The organism is Sphingopyxis sp. (assembly GCF_035998905.1).
Classification (GTDB): Bacteria; Pseudomonadota; Alphaproteobacteria; order Sphingomonadales; family Sphingomonadaceae; genus Sphingopyxis.
In genome coordinates, this window is sequence record NZ_DASYHG010000029.1 from 54,492 (window position 1) to 68,783 (window position 14,292).

General features: G+C 65.4%; 12 protein-coding genes. 8 read left to right on the plus strand and 4 right to left on the minus strand.

All coding sequences use genetic code 11. From position 1 onward, the window contains the following. The first annotated feature begins 99 nt into the window (after positions 1 to 99). Complete coding sequence (ppc, locus tag VGN62_RS17470; RefSeq protein WP_327456242.1) at positions 100 to 2,778, plus strand: phosphoenolpyruvate carboxylase; 2,679 nt, start codon at positions 100 to 102, stop codon at positions 2,776 to 2,778. Positions 2,779 to 2,900: 122 nt separating this feature from the next. Here ppc and VGN62_RS17475 read toward each other — a convergent pair whose 3' ends face one another. From VGN62_RS17475 to VGN62_RS17490, 4 genes are all read right to left on the minus strand, one after another. Further along, a complete protein-coding gene (locus tag VGN62_RS17475; protein WP_327456244.1) occupies positions 2,901 to 3,419 on the minus strand; it encodes a hypothetical protein in 519 nt (172 codons plus the stop codon). A gap of 105 nt (positions 3,420 to 3,524) precedes the next feature. Next, positions 3,525 to 4,328, minus strand: a complete 804-nt coding sequence (locus VGN62_RS17480) for an SDR family oxidoreductase (RefSeq protein WP_327456246.1) — start codon at positions 4,326 to 4,328, stop codon at positions 3,525 to 3,527. A 17-nt stretch (positions 4,329 to 4,345) separates the two neighbouring features. Next, complete coding sequence (locus tag VGN62_RS17485) at positions 4,346 to 5,464, minus strand: acyl-CoA dehydrogenase family protein (RefSeq protein ID WP_327456248.1); 1,119 nt, start codon at positions 5,462 to 5,464, stop codon at positions 4,346 to 4,348. A gap of 3 nt (positions 5,465 to 5,467) precedes the next feature. Further along, complete coding sequence (locus tag VGN62_RS17490) at positions 5,468 to 6,649, minus strand: acyl-CoA dehydrogenase family protein (protein WP_327456250.1); 1,182 nt, start codon at positions 6,647 to 6,649, stop codon at positions 5,468 to 5,470. 173 nt (positions 6,650 to 6,822) lie between these two features. On the opposite strand from VGN62_RS17490, the gene VGN62_RS17495 reads away from it, so the two are divergent. The 7 genes from VGN62_RS17495 to VGN62_RS17525 all read left to right on the plus strand — a co-directional run bounded on the left by VGN62_RS17495 (position 6,823) and on the right by VGN62_RS17525 (position 14,292). Beyond that, positions 6,823 to 7,680 (plus strand): SDR family oxidoreductase, encoded by an 858-nt coding sequence (locus VGN62_RS17495; protein ID WP_327456252.1) that lies wholly within the window; start codon positions 6,823 to 6,825, stop codon positions 7,678 to 7,680. Next, positions 7,677 to 9,137: an MFS transporter gene (locus tag VGN62_RS17500; protein WP_327456254.1), complete on the plus strand. Its 1,461-nt coding sequence runs from the start codon at positions 7,677 to 7,679 to the stop codon at positions 9,135 to 9,137. Before VGN62_RS17495 ends, VGN62_RS17500 begins: the two co-directional genes overlap by 4 nt. Before the next feature lie 111 nt (positions 9,138 to 9,248). Beyond that, complete coding sequence (locus VGN62_RS17505) at positions 9,249 to 10,538, plus strand: acyl-CoA dehydrogenase family protein (RefSeq protein ID WP_327456256.1); 1,290 nt, start codon at positions 9,249 to 9,251, stop codon at positions 10,536 to 10,538. A 22-nt stretch (positions 10,539 to 10,560) separates the two neighbouring features. Further along, positions 10,561 to 11,652 carry a Zn-dependent alcohol dehydrogenase gene (locus tag VGN62_RS17510; RefSeq protein WP_327456258.1) on the plus strand — a complete coding sequence of 364 codons (1,092 nt, stop codon included), beginning with the start codon at positions 10,561 to 10,563 and terminating at the stop codon, positions 11,650 to 11,652. Next, the gene (locus tag VGN62_RS17515; protein ID WP_327456259.1) at positions 11,649 to 12,716 is read left to right on the plus strand and encodes a phosphotransferase family protein; all 1,068 of its coding nucleotides are present in this window, start codon (positions 11,649 to 11,651) and stop codon (positions 12,714 to 12,716) included. The genes VGN62_RS17510 and VGN62_RS17515 overlap by 4 nt, the downstream gene beginning before the upstream one ends. Further along, entirely contained in the window at positions 12,713 to 13,489 is a 777-nt protein-coding gene (locus VGN62_RS17520; protein WP_327456261.1) for an SDR family oxidoreductase, read from the plus strand. The genes VGN62_RS17515 and VGN62_RS17520 overlap by 4 nt, the downstream gene beginning before the upstream one ends. Continuing rightward, entirely contained in the window at positions 13,489 to 14,292 is an 804-nt protein-coding gene (locus VGN62_RS17525; RefSeq protein ID WP_327457007.1) for an SDR family NAD(P)-dependent oxidoreductase, read from the plus strand. The genes VGN62_RS17520 and VGN62_RS17525 overlap by 1 nt, the downstream gene beginning before the upstream one ends.

Sequence of the window (14,292 nt, forward strand, 5' to 3'; positions counted from 1 at the left end):
TCCCCGCGAGCAATTTCAACAGGTTTAACGCGCCCGCAATAAAAGCATAGCTATGCGCGCCTTGACCCCGCTTCTTCGCAGGTGCAGCAAGCTGGGCCCATGGGCCCGCCTATCCAGATCTCGCAAAATCCCGACATCCGCTATTTGGGGCGGATCCTCGGCGACGTCATCCGCGCTTATGGCGGCGACAAATTGTTTCGCCAGACCGAATATATCCGCTCGTCGAGCGTCGACCGGCACCGCGGCATCGCGGGGGCCGAGGCGATCGATCCGGGGCTCGACGCGCTGAGCCTCGACGACACGATCGCCTTCGTGCGCGGTTTCATGCTCTTCTCGATGCTCGCGAATCTCGCCGAGGACCGGCAGGGGGTTGCGGCCGAGCCCGAAGCGACGGTCGCGGCGGCGATCGAGAAACTGAAAGACGACGGGATCGACGGCGACGCGATCGCGGCACTGCTGGGCGCGTCGCTCGTCGCGCCGGTTCTGACCGCGCACCCGACCGAGGTGCGGCGCAAGTCGGTGCTCGACCACAAGAACCGCATCGCCGAGCTGATGCTGCTGCGCGACGCCGGCGCCGACGAGACCCCCGAGGGCGATGTCGTCGAGGATGCGATCCGGCGCCAGATCGTGCTGCTGTGGCAGACGCGCCCGCTGCGCACCGAGAAATTGTTCGTCGCCGACGAAATCGACAATGCGCTGACCTATTTGCGCGACGTTTTCCTGCCCGTGGTGCCGAAACTCTACGCGCGTTGGGAAGCCGAGCTGGGGCAGCGTCCCGCGAGCTTCCTGCGCGTCGGGAGCTGGATTGGCGGCGACCGCGACGGCAACCCCTTCGTGACCGCCGAGACGATGCACATGGCGACGTCGCGCAACGCCGCCGCCGTGCTCGGTCATTATATCGACCGCGTCCACGCGCTCGGCGCCGAGCTGTCGGTATCGGCGACCCTCGCCGCGGTTCCCGAGGCCGTCGAAGCGCTGGCCGAGGCGAGCGGCGATACCGCGCCGAGCCGCCGCGACGAACCCTATCGCCGCGCGCTGTCGGGCATTTATGCACGGCTGTGCGCCACTTATACGCAGATCGTGGGCCGCGCGCCCCCGCGCCCTTCGGCACTGCCCGGCGAGCCCTACGCGACCCCGGCCGATTTCCGCCGCGACCTCGTCACCATCGCGGGCGGCCTGTCGGCGAGCGGCAAGGGCCAGTTCGCCGGCATCGGTGCGCTCGGACGGCTGATCCGCGCCGTCGAAGTATTCGGATTCCACCTCGCGACGCTCGACATGCGGCAGAACAGCGCGGTGCACGAACGCGTGCTCGCCGAACTGCTGGCGGTATCGGGCGTGTGCGCCGATTATCTGGCGCTGGGTGAAGAGGAACGCGTCGCGCTCCTCACCGCCGAGTTGCAAAGCGACCGGCCGCTCGCCGCGCCCTGGCACGAGTGGAGCGAGGAGACCGCGGGCGAACTCGCGATCGTCCACGCCGCCGCCGATGTGCGCGCGCGGCTGGGCAATGACGCGATCTGCCAGTGGATCATCAGCATGGCGCAGGACCTGTCCGACCTGCTCGAGGTCCATGTCCTCGCACGCGAAGCCGGATTGTGGCGGAGCGGCGAGGCGGCGGGCCTGTCGAACCTGATGGTCGTGCCTTTGTTCGAAACCATCGCCGACCTCGACCGCGCGCCCGCGATCATGGCGCGTTATTTCGCGATGCCCGAAATCGGCCCGCAGATCGGCCAGCGCGGGCATCAGGAAGTGATGATCGGCTATTCGGATTCGAACAAGGACGGCGGTTACCTGACCTCGACCTGGGGTTTGCATCAGGCGTCGCAGGCGCTGACCCCGGTGTTCGAAGAAGCCGACACCGCGATGCAATTGTTCCACGGCCGCGGCGGCGCGGTCGGGCGCGGCGGCGGCAGCGCCTTTGCCGCGATCCGCGCGCAGCCTGCGGGCACGGTGCAGGGGCGCATCCGCATCACCGAACAGGGCGAGGTGATCGCGGCGAAATATGGCACCGCGGCGAGCGCGGCGACGAACCTCGAGGCGATGGTGTCGGCGAGCCTGCTCGCGAGCCTTGAACCGGAGGCGACGAGCGACGAGGATGCGGCGCGCTTCACCGCGGCGATGGACCAGCTGTCGGACACCGCCTTCGCCGCCTATCGCGGGCTCGTCTACGACACCCCGGCGTTCAAGGATTTCTTCCGCGCGATGACGCCGATCGCCGAGATTGCGACGCTGAAGATCGGGTCGCGGCCGTCGAGCCGCACCAAGTCGAGCGCGATCGAGGATCTGCGCGCGATCCCGTGGGTGTTCAGTTGGGCGCAGTCGCGCGCAATGCTGCCCGGCTGGTACGGCACCGGCGAGGGTTTCGCGGCGTTCGAGGACAAGGCGCTGCTCGCCGACATGGCAGCGGGCTGGCCCTTTTTTGCGGCGCTGCTCGGCAATATGGAGATGGTGCTCGCGAAATCCGACATGGGGATCGCGGCGCGCTATGCCGAACTGGCCGGGCATATCGACGGGCATGATGCGATCTTTACGCGCATCCGCGACGGGTGGAACCGCGCGCATGACGGGCTCTTGGGCATCACCGGCCAGACGCGCCTGCTCGAGAAGAACCCGGCGCTCGAGGCGTCGATCCGCCTCCGCCTGCCCTATATCGAACCGCTCAACCTGCTCCAGATCGAGCTGATGAAGCGCCACCGCGCGGGCGAAACCGACCCGCGCATCGCCGAGGGCATCCAGCTGACGATCAACGCGATCGCGACGGCGCTTCGGAACAGCGGCTAACAAGCGAACCCCGGCGAAAGGTGTCCGGAGGCACGTGACTCCGGTCACGGCCCAACGCGGCTTGAGAATTCTGGGCCCCGGCTTTCGCCGGGGTTCACATCAAAGCCTCACTAAAGCCGCGCTCAGACCTTCGTAATCACGACCTCGCCCTTGGCGTTTGCGCCGTCGGGGACGAAGTTGATGCGGAAGTCGGCGCCGTCCTTGTCCTTGCCCGCGAGCGTGTCGCCGGTGCGGGTGACCTTGACGCCCTTCTTGGCGAACTCGCCCGCCATCCAGTCGGCGGCCTTGGCGGGCGCGGCAGGCGAGGTGAAGCCGAGCTTTACCGTCGCCTTTTCGGCGCCATTCCTGTCGGTCGCATTGACGTCGACCTTGGTAACCTTGCTGCCCGGGTAAAGCTTGACCCCGTCGATGTCGAAGTCGCTTTCGATGTCGAGGTCGACGAAATCGGGGACGTCGATATTGATTGCGGTGCCGTCTTCGCCATCGATCTTGATATTGCCGCCGTCCTTGCCGGTGTTGATCTTTACCCCGCCGCTATCGCCGTCGGCGTTGATCGAGATTTCGGTGCCGTCCGATTTTTTATCTTCAGAGCCGCAGGCGGCGAGGAGCATCATCGGGGGAATGAGGAACGCGAGACGCATGGTCGATCTCCTTGGTGCATTAGTTAAATAATACACCCTGGAGTGGCCGAGTCAACTTCTCCGCCGTCGTCATCCCGGACATGGTCCTGGATGACGATGCAGGTGTCAGGCGTCGATGCTGGTCTTGAGGTCGCCGTGCACCAAGCCGCCGTCGACGGTGATCGTGTCGCCGACAACATAATCGCCCGCCTTCGACGCGAGGAAGATCGCAGCGCCCGCCATATCTTCGGGCACGCCGATGCGCTTCACCGGGATGCTTTTCGCCACCGCGTCGCCATGGTCGCGCGCCGCCTTGTTCATCTCCGACTGGAAGGCGCCGGGCGCGATCGCGGTGACGAGGATATGGTCGGTGACGAGCCGCGCGGCGAGGCGCTTGGTGAGATAGAGGATCGCCGCCTTCGACGCATGATAGCTGTAGGTTTCCCACGGATTGAGGCGCTGGCCATCGATCGAGCCGATGTTGATGACCTTTGCGGGGCGGTCGGCGGTGCCGCCAGCCTTGAGCAGCCCGTGGAGCGCCTGCGTCAGGAAGAAGGGCGATTTGACGTTGATGTCCATCACCTTGTCCCAACCCGCCTCGGGGAAGCCCTCGAACGGTTCGCCCCACGCAGCGCCGGCATTGTTGACGAGGATGTCGAGGCGTTCCTCGCGCGCTTCGAGTTCCTTGGCAAGCGCGCGGCAGCCCTCGACGGTCGACAGGTCGACGGGGAGCCCGATGACCTTGCCCGGATAGCGCGTTTCGAAATCGGCGACCGCTTCCTCGATCTGCGCGGTCTTGCGCGCCGAGATATAGACGCGCGCCGCGCCCGCGGCGAGATAGCCCTCGACGATCATCTTGCCGATCCCGCGCGAGCCGCCGGTGACGAGCGCGATGCGGCCGTCGAGGCCGAACATGTTTTGAAGGTTCATCTGATTTCTCCTGCGGCTCAGTAGCCGTTCATCCGGGCGACCTGATCGATATGATAATGCACATCGCCCATATATTCGGCGAGCGCGCGATCGCGCTTCATATAGAGGCCGATGTCATATTCGTCGGTCATGCCGATGCCGCCGTGCATCTGTACCCCTTCGCGCACCGCGAGATTGGCGGCACGGCCAGCCTTGGCCTTCGCGACCGATACCATCAGCTTCGCACCTTCGCTGCCCTCGTCGAGCAATTGCTGCGCCTTCATCACCGTCGCGCGCGCGACTTCCATCTCGCCATAGAGATGCGCGGCGCGATGCTGGAGCCCCTGGAATTCGCCGATCAGCTTGCCGAACTGTTTGCGTTCCTTGAGGTAGGTGACGGTCATGTCCATCGCGCCCTGCCCGACGCCGACCATTTCGGCGGCGGCACCGGTGCGCGTCGCGGCGAGCAGCGCGTCGAGGATTTCGCCGCCGGCATCGACCTCCCCGATCACCGCGTCGGCATCGAGTTCGACGCCGTCGAGGGTGACATGGCTCGCAAGCGAAGAGTCGACGAGACGGCGCGGATCGGCGGTGACGCCCTTGGCATCCTTCGGCACCGCGAACAAAGTGATGCCGCCGTCGGTTTTCGCCGCGACGATGCTGACATCCGCGACATGGCCGTGGAGCACGAAGCTCTTCTTGCCGTCGAGACGGAAGCCGTTGCCGGCGCGCGTCGCGGTGGTCGCGATGCGGTCGGGGCGGTGCTTGGCGCCCTCGTCGATCGCGAGCGCAACGATCGCCTCGCCCGATGCGATCGCGGGGAGCCAGCGGCCCGCCTGCGTGCCACCCGCCTTTGCGAGCGCGGCAACCGCGCCAACGCTGGTCGACAGGAAAGGCGACGGGGTCAGGTTGCGGCCGATTTCCTCAAGCACGATGCCCGCTTCCATATGCCCCATGCCGAGCCCGCCATGCGCCTCGGGAACGAGCATGCCGGGCAGGCCCATTTCGGTGAACTGCGCCCAGAGCTCGCGCGAGAAGCCGGTGGCGTCGGCGGTATCGCGGAGCTTGCGGAGGTGCGAGACGGGGGCCTGTTCGGCCACGAAGGGCGCGACGCTGTCCTTGAGCATCGCCTGGTCGTCATTGTGATAGAGAGGCATGGTTCAGGCTCCGGGCAGGTCGAGGATACGCTTGGCGATGACGTTGAGCATGACTTCGCTCGTGCCGCCTTCGATCGAATTGGCCTTGGTGCGCAGCCAGCCGCGCGGACGCGCGCCGCCCTTCGTCTCTTCGCTGTCCCATTCGAGCGCTTCGCTGCCGCCGCCCGACATGACGAGTTCGTGGCGGCGCTTGTTGAGTTCGGTCCCGACATATTTCATCATGTTCGAGCTCGCCGGATGTGCACGCCCGGTCTTCCACATGTCCATGAAACGCTCGCCCATCGCGCGGTACGCAAAGACGTCGACGTCGAACGCCGCCATTTCGGCGCGCAAGATCGGATCGTCGAGTTCGCCCGCCGCATTCTTGCCGAACGCCTTGGCAAAGGCACCGCCGATGCTGACCATGTCGCCGCCCGCGCCGCCGCCCGAGATCATCTCGCGTTCGTGGCCGAGCAGATATTTGGCGACGTCCCAGCCGCGGTTGATCTCGCCGACGAACTGCGTCTTCGGCACTTCGACATCGTCGAAGAAGGTTTCGCAGAAGGGCGAGTTGCCCGAAATCAGCAGAATCGGCTTGGTCGTGACGCCCTTGCTCGCCATGTCGAAGAGCATGAAGGTGATGCCCTGATATTTGTTCGTCTTGTCGGTGCGGACGAGGCAGAAAATCCAGTCGGCCTTGTCGGCGTAGCTGGTCCAGATCTTCGATCCGTTGACGACCCAGTGATCGCCCTTGTCCTCGCCGAAGGTCTGCAAGCTGACGAGATCGCTGCCCGAGCCGGGTTCCGAATAGCCCTGGCACCAGCGGATTTCACCGCGCGCGATCGGGTTCAGATAATGGACCTTCTGCTCCTCGGTGCCGAATTGCAGCAGCGCGGGGCCGAGCATCCAGATGCCGAAGCTGTCGAGCGGCGAACGCGCCTTGATGCGCTTCATTTCCTGCTTGAGGACCTTGGTCTGCTCTGCCGTCAGCCCGGCGCCGCCATAAGGCTTCGGCCAGTCGGGCACGGTATAGCCCTTTGAAACACAGGCATCGAGCCACGCTTTCTGGGCGTCATTCTTGAATTTGAAATTGCGCCCGCCCCAGCAGACGTCGTCCTCGTCGCGGATCGGTTCGCGCATTTCGGGGGGACAATTGGCTTCCAGCCATTCGCGCACCTCGGTGCGGAAAGCGTCCAGTTCGCTCATCCTTTTGGCTCCTCTTCTGACCCCAAATCTACGTCCGCTTCGCTGCTTTACGCAAGCGTCAACTTGGAGAAGCCGGCCTGCCGTTACGGCGCCGTAGCGTCGGATCGACCGGCGTTGACGCGGGTCCTCTGGCGCCTAAGCTAAGTGGCAAAAGAAAACGGGAGAATGGGTTCATGCGATTCGCAGGCAAGGTCGCCGTGGTCACCGGCGCGGCGTCGGGTATTGGCAAAGCCACAGTGTTGAAGCTCGCGGGCGAGGGCGCGCACGTCTTCGCCGCCGACATCGACGAGGCGGGCGGACGTGCGCTCGCCGAACAGTCGAACGGCAAGATCGACTTCGTGCGCTGCGACGTGACCCGACCGTCCGATATCGAAGCGCTGATGGACACCGCCGCCGCAAAGGCCGGCGGGATCGACATCGTGTTCAACAATGCCGCCGCGGGCGGCGACCGCGCGCCGATCGACGAGATCAGTCCCGAAGGCTGGGACCGCACGATGGACCTTGTGCTGAAATCGGTCGCGATGGGCATTCGTTACGCCGCGCCGCATATGAAACATCGCAAGGGCGCGAGCATCGTCAACACCGCCAGCGTCGCGGCGCTCGGTGCGGGCTATTCGCCGATCGCCTATGCGGTCGCGAAGGCGGGGGTGCTCCACCTCAGCAAGGTCGCGGCAACCGACCTCGCGCAATATGGCATCCGCGTGAACGCGATCTGCCCCGGCTTCATCAACACCAACATCTTCACCGCCTCGCTCGACGTGCCGGGCGAGTTCAAGACGCAGGCGAATGAAGTGATCGCGCAGATGAGCGCGCAGGCGCAGCCCGTCGCGCGCGGCGGCCAGCCCGAGGATATCGCGAACGCGGTCGCCTATCTCGCGAGCGAGGAATCCTCGTTCATGACGGGTACCCACCTGCTCGTCGACGGCGGGCTGACGATCGGCCAGCGGCACGCGTGGGACAAGGAAACGCCGGGTATGTTCGATGCCCTGCTCGCGATGGAGGAAGCGGCCAAAGCCGGGTCCGCCGCGTGAGCACCGCGCGCATTGCGGCGCCGAAGACCGAGCGCCTGCCCGTCTGGCTGAAGGCGACGCACGGGCTCGGCAGCATCGCCTATGGCGTCAAGGACAATGGTTTTTCGACCTTCCTGCTGCTGTTCTACAATCAGGTGATCGGGCTCGACGCGGGGATTGTCGGCGCCGCGATCATGGTCGCGCTGATCGCCGACGCCTTTGTCGATCCGGTGATCGGCGAGCTGACCGACCGCACGCGCAGCCGCTGGGGCCGCCGCTTGCCCTGGCTCTACGGCGCGCCGATCCCGCTCGCGATCATGTGGATGCTGCTGTGGCACCCGCCCGAAATGAGCGACTCGATGACCGTGGCCTGGCTGATCGGCTTTGCGATCATCGTCCGCTCGCTCGTGTCGATGTGCGAAGTGCCGTCGGTCGCGATCGTCCCCGAACTCACCGCCGATTATGACGAGCGCACCGCGGTCATGCGTTACCGCTTCCTGTTCGGCTGGGGCGGCGGGCTGCTGATCCTGCTGCTCGCCTATGGGGTATTTTTCGGCGGCGCGAAGGGGCTCGTCGATCCCGACGGTTATTTCCCCTATGCGCTGACCGGCGCACTGCTGATGGCGGGTGCAGTGATGATTTCGGCGGCGGGGCAGCACAAGCGCATCGCGGTGTCGAACGTCGCCGATGTCAAACCGAAGACAACGCTGCGCCAGGTCCTCGCCGAGATGCGCGACACGCTGTCGAACCGCGCCTTCCTGTGGCTGGTGTTCGCGGCGCTGTTCGGCTTCGTCAATCAGGGCATCACCTTTTCGATGAACAATTACCTGCTCGGCTTTTTCTGGCAGTTCACGCAGGGCGAGATGGTCGCCTATGTCTTCCTGCTGTTCGGCACGATGATCGCGGCCTTCATCCTGGTGGCGCCGATCTCGGCGAAGCTCGGCAAGCGCGACGGCGCGATCGTCGCCGGCGCGGTGGCGCTGCTCGTCAACAGCGGCATCTATTTCGCGTGGATTCAGGGCGTATTCCCCGGCTTGCCCGGCAAACCGAGCGTCGCGACGATGTTCGCGCTGGTGTTCGTGTCGAACACCTTCTCGATCATCCTGATGATCCTGTCGTCGTCGATGATGGCCGACGTTGTCGAGGCGTCGCAGAGCGAGACCGGCCGCCGGTCCGAAGGGCTGTTCTTCGCGGGCTATTTCTTCATGCAGAAATGCGCGACCGGCATCGGCATTTTCGTCGCCGGGCTGATCCTGTCCTTCGCGGCCTTTCCGGCCAATGCGAAACCGGGCGAGGTCGGCGGCGACGTGCTCGGCAACCTTGCGCTCGGCTATGCGCTCGCGGTGCTCGTCATCGGTACCTTGGGGCTGATCGTGATGCGCAAATTCCCGATCTCGCGCGCCGACCATGAGGCGCGGCTCGCGCTGCTGGGCGATGCCGCGCGCGGCGAACCCGACGCAAGCGGTGTGCACCCGTAAGCGAAAAGTGCGCGGCGTGACCAAATGAGGTAATTTTCGGGCCGCAGGACTTGGCAAGGCCGGCGAATCGGTCCAATGGTTTACGTGAACGTAAAGGGAAAGGAAGCGCAGATGGATTTCGACCTTACCGACCGGCAGGTCTATTGGCGCGATCGGGTCCGCGATTTCATCGAGCGCAAGGTTCGCCCCGCCGTCCCCACCTATAACGAACAGGACAAGGCGGGCGACCGCTGGAAGGTGATCCAGATCGTCGAGGATCTCAAGGCCGAGGCGAAAGAGGCCGGCATCTGGAACCTGTTCATGCCGCCGCGCAGCGCCGTGCATCACCATGTCGACGAGACGTTCGAATTCGAGGGACCGGGGCTCACCAACCTCGAATATGCGCTGTGCGCCGAGGAGATGGGCCGCGTCGGTTTTGCGAGCGAGGTGTTCAACTGCTCGGCGCCCGACACCGGCAATATGGAAGTGTTCCATCGGTACGGGACGCGCGCGCAGAAGGACAAATATCTCGGCCGGTTGATGAATGGCGAAATCCGTTCGGCCTTCCTGATGACCGAGCCGCGCGTCGCCTCGTCCGACGCGACGAACATCGAAACGCGCATCGAGCGCGACGGCAGTGATTATGTGATCAATGGCACCAAATGGTGGTCGTCGGGCGCGGGCGATCCGCGCTGCGAGGTCGCGATCGTGATGGGCAAGACCGACTTTGCCGCAAAGCGCCACGCGCAGCAGTCGATGGTGCTGATGCCGCTCGACACACCCGGTGTGAAGATCCTGCGCCACCTGCCGGTCTTCGGTTACGACGACGCACCGCATGGCCATATGGAAATCGAGCTGAAAGACGTCCGCGTCAACGCCGAGGAAGCGATGCTGCTCGGCGAGGGCCGCGGTTTCGAGATCGCGCAGGGGCGCCTCGGGCCGGGCCGCATCCATCACTGCATGCGCACCATCGGCGTCGCCGAAGAAGCGATCGCCAAGATGGCGAAGCGGCTCCAGTCGCGCGTCGCCTTTGGCAAGAAGGTCGCCGAATACAGCATCTGGGAACATCGCCTCGCTCGCGCGCGCATCGATATCGAGATGACGCGGCTGCTCTGCCTGAAAGCCGCCGACATGATGGACAAGGTCGGCAACAAGACCGCGGCGGCCGAAATCGCGATGATCAAGGTGCAGGCGCCGAACATGGCGCTCAAGATCATCGACGACGCGATCCAGGCGCATGGCGGCGCGGGCGTGTCGGAGGATTTCGGGCTCGCCAAGGCCTATGCGCACCAGCGCACCCTGCGCCTCGCCGACGGACCCGACGAGGTCCACGAACGCGCGATCGCGCGGATCGAATTCGCCAAGCACAGCGAGGCGAGCGACCCGGGCTTTTCGTCGGGCGACATCGGCGTTTCGCGTTAAAACCTGAATTCGGAGAGATATTGTGACCAAAGCCGCGATTCTGATCGAGCCGGGCAAGCCGCTGTCGATCGAGGATGTCGTCGTCGCCGACTGCGGCCCGCACGAGGTGCGCATCCGCACCGCCGCGTGCGGGCTCTGCCATTCGGACCTGCATTTCATCGACGGCGCCTACCCGCACCCGCTGCCCGCGATCCCCGGCCATGAAGCCGCGGGCATCGTCGAAGCGGTCGGCAGCGAAGTGCGCACGGTGAAGGTCGGCGACGCGGTCGTCACCTGCCTCAGCGCCTTCTGCGGCCATTGCGAATTCTGCGTGTCGGGCCGCATGTCGCTCTGCATGGGCGGCGACACGCGCCGGCCCGCCGGATCGGCACCCCGCATCACGCGTCCCGACGGGTCGCCGGTGAACCAGATGCTCAACCTCTCGGCCTTTTCGGAAGTGATGCTGGTCCACGAACATGCGTGCGTCGCGATCGACCCCGAGATGCCGCTCGACCGCGCCGCCGTCATCGGCTGCGCGGTGACGACGGGCGCGGGCACGATCTTCAACGCGTGCAAGGTCACCCCGGGCGAGACCGTCGCGGTCGTCGGTTGCGGCGGCGTCGGGCTCGCGACGATCAACGCCGCGAAGATCGCCGGCGCGGGGCGCATCATCGCCGCCGATCCGGTTCCCGAAAAGCGCGCGCTCGCGGTCAAGCTCGGCGCGACCGACGTCGTCGATGCGCTGTCCGACGATGCCGCGAAGCAGATCCTGGAAATCTCGAAGGGCGGCGTCGACCATGCGATCGAAGCGGTGGGCCGGCCGGCGTCGGCGAGCCTCGCGGTCGCGTCGCTGCGCCGCGGCGGCACCGCGACGATCCTCGGCATGATGCCGCTCGCCGAGAAGGTCGGCCTGTCGGCGATGGACCTGCTTTCGGGCAAGAAATTGCAGGGCGCAATCATGGGCGGCAACCGCTTCCCCGTCGATATCCCGCGCCTCGTCGACTTCTACCTCCGCGGGCTGCTCGACCTCGACAGCATCGTCGCCGAGACGATCCCGCTGGGACAAGTCAACGAAGGGTTCGACAAGATGCGAAAGGGCGACGCCGCGCGGTCGGTGATCGTATTCGACCAATGACGCTCGACGCCCAAAAGGCCTTCAGCGGCACCGTTGCCCCCGAAGGCGCCGATATCCTCGACGAGGCGAAGCTGACCGCGTGGATGGAAGCGAATGTCGAAGGTTTCACCGGCCCGCTGACGCAGAGCAAGTTCGCGGGCGGTCAGTCGAATCCGACCTACAAGATCAGCGCGCCGTCGGGAAATTATGTGCTCCGCCGCAAGCCCTTCGGCCCGCTGCTGCCGTCGGCGCATGCGGTCGACCGCGAGTATAAGGTGCAGGCGGGTCTCCACAAGACCGGCTTCCCTGTCGCGCGCCAGTACGGCCTGTGCACCGATGACTCGGTGGTGGGCAGCTGGTTCTATGTGATGGGGATGGTCGACGGCCATACGATCTGGGACGGCGCGATGCCCGGATCGACCCCCGAAAACCGCCGCGCCACCTATGAAGCGATGATCGACACGCTCGCCGCGCTGCACAATGTCGATGTCGAGGCGGCCGGGCTGTCCGATTTCGGCAAGCCCGGCAATTATTTCGGGCGGCAGGTCGATCGCTGGACGAAGCAATATCGCCTCGCCGAGACCGAGACGATGGACGAGATGGAGCAGCTGATCGCGTGGCTGCCCGCGACCTTGCCCGAACAGACGCGTACCAGCGTCGTCCACGGCGACTATCGCATCGACAATATGATCTATGCCAAGGACCGGCCCGAAGTGCTCGCGGTGCTCGACTGGGAGCTGTCGACCTTGGGCGATCCGCTCGCCGATTTCACCTATGTCGCGATGGCGTGGGTGACCGAGAATGGCGGGCGTTCGGGGGTGATGGACCTCGACCGCACCGCGCTCGGCATTCCCGAACTCGACGAAATGGTCGAACGTTATTGCGCCGCGACCGGCCGCGACGGCGTGCCCGATATGAACTGGTATTTCGCCTATAATTTCTTCCGCCTCGCGGGCATCATCCAGGGCATCAAGAAGCGCGTGATCGAGGGCACCGCCTCGTCGCAGCATGCGAAGGACATGTCCGAACGCGTCCGCCCGCTCGCCGAAAAGGCGTGGGACTTTGCACGGAAGGCCGGCGCATGAGCCTGTTCGACATGACGGGGCAGGTCGCGCTGATCACCGGATCGTCGCGCGGCATCGGCAAGGCGACCGCCGAGGCGATGGCCGAACAGGGCGCGAAGGTCGTGATTTCGAGCCGCAAGGCCGACGCCTGCGAAGAAACCGCGGCCGAGATCAACGCGAAATATGGCGAAGGCACCGCAATCGCGGTGCGCGCGAACATCTCGTCGAAAGAAGAGCTGGAGATACTCGTTGCCGAGACGCGCCGCGTCTTCGGCAAGATCACCACGCTCGTCTGCAACGCCGCGTCGAACCCCTATTATGGCCCCGGGCTGGGGATCAGCGACGACCAGTTCCGCAAGATCATGGACAATAATATCCTGTCCAACCACTGGCTGATCTCGATGGTCGCGCCCGAGATGCTCGAACGCGGCGAAGGATCGATCATCATCATCAGCTCGATCGGCGGACTCAAGGGATCGCCGATCATCGGCGCCTACGGGATTTCGAAGGCCGCCGACATGCAGGTCGCGCGCAATTTCGCGGTCGAATTCGGGCCGCGCGGCGTGCGCGTCAACTGCATCGCGCCGGGGCTGGTGCGCACCGACATGGCGCGCGCCTTGTGGGAAAATCCCGACAATCTCAAACGATCGACCGCCGCCTCGACCTTGAAGCGGATCGGAGAGCCGCACGAGATCGCGGGCGCCGCGGTCTTCCTCGCCAGCAAGGCGGGGGCATTCACCACCGGCCAGACCATCGTGTGCGATGGCGGGGCCACGATTTCGGGAGGCGCATGATGGGCGCATTGGACGGCAAGGTTGCGATCATCACGGGGGCTGGCAGCGGCATCGGCCGCGCGAGCGCGCTGCGCTTCGCCGCCGAGGGCGCGAAGCTCGTTATCGGCGACAAGACGGCCGCGGTGCACGACACGGCAAAGCTGGTGAAGGATGCAGGCGGCGAAGTCGCCGCGCTCGAAATCGATGCGGGCGTCGAGGCCGATGTCGCCTCGCTCGTCGCCACGGCGAAAGACAGCTTCGGCGGACTCGACGTCGCCTTCGCCAACGCCGGGATCATCGGCGACATGGGCGGCATCTTCGACTTCGACCCCGATGCGTGGGCCGAGACCTTGCGCGTCAACCTGATCGGCCCCGCGCTGATGGTGAAGCACGCCGGCAAGGCGATGGTCGATCAGGGACGCGGCGGCGCGATCGTGCTGACCGCGAGCGTCGCGGGTCTGAATTCGGGCGCGGGTCCGGGCGCCTATTCGGCGTCGAAGGCAGGCGTGATCAACCTCGCCAAGGTCGCGGCGCAGCAGCTCTCGACCAGCGGCGTGCGCGTCAACGCGGTGTGCCCCGGCCTTACCGAAACGGGGATGACCAAACCGACCTTCGACTATGCGAAGGCGAAGGAAGTCACCCACAAGCTCGGCCAATTGAACCCGCTGCGCCGCGCCGCGCAGCCCGAAGAGCTCGCCAATGTCGCACTCTTCCTCGCGAGCGACCAGGCGAGCTATGTCAACGGACAGGCGATCGCCGTCGACGGCGGGCTCACCAGCTCGCACCCGGTGACGCGCCAGTTGCTCGGCCAGACCTCGCACTGA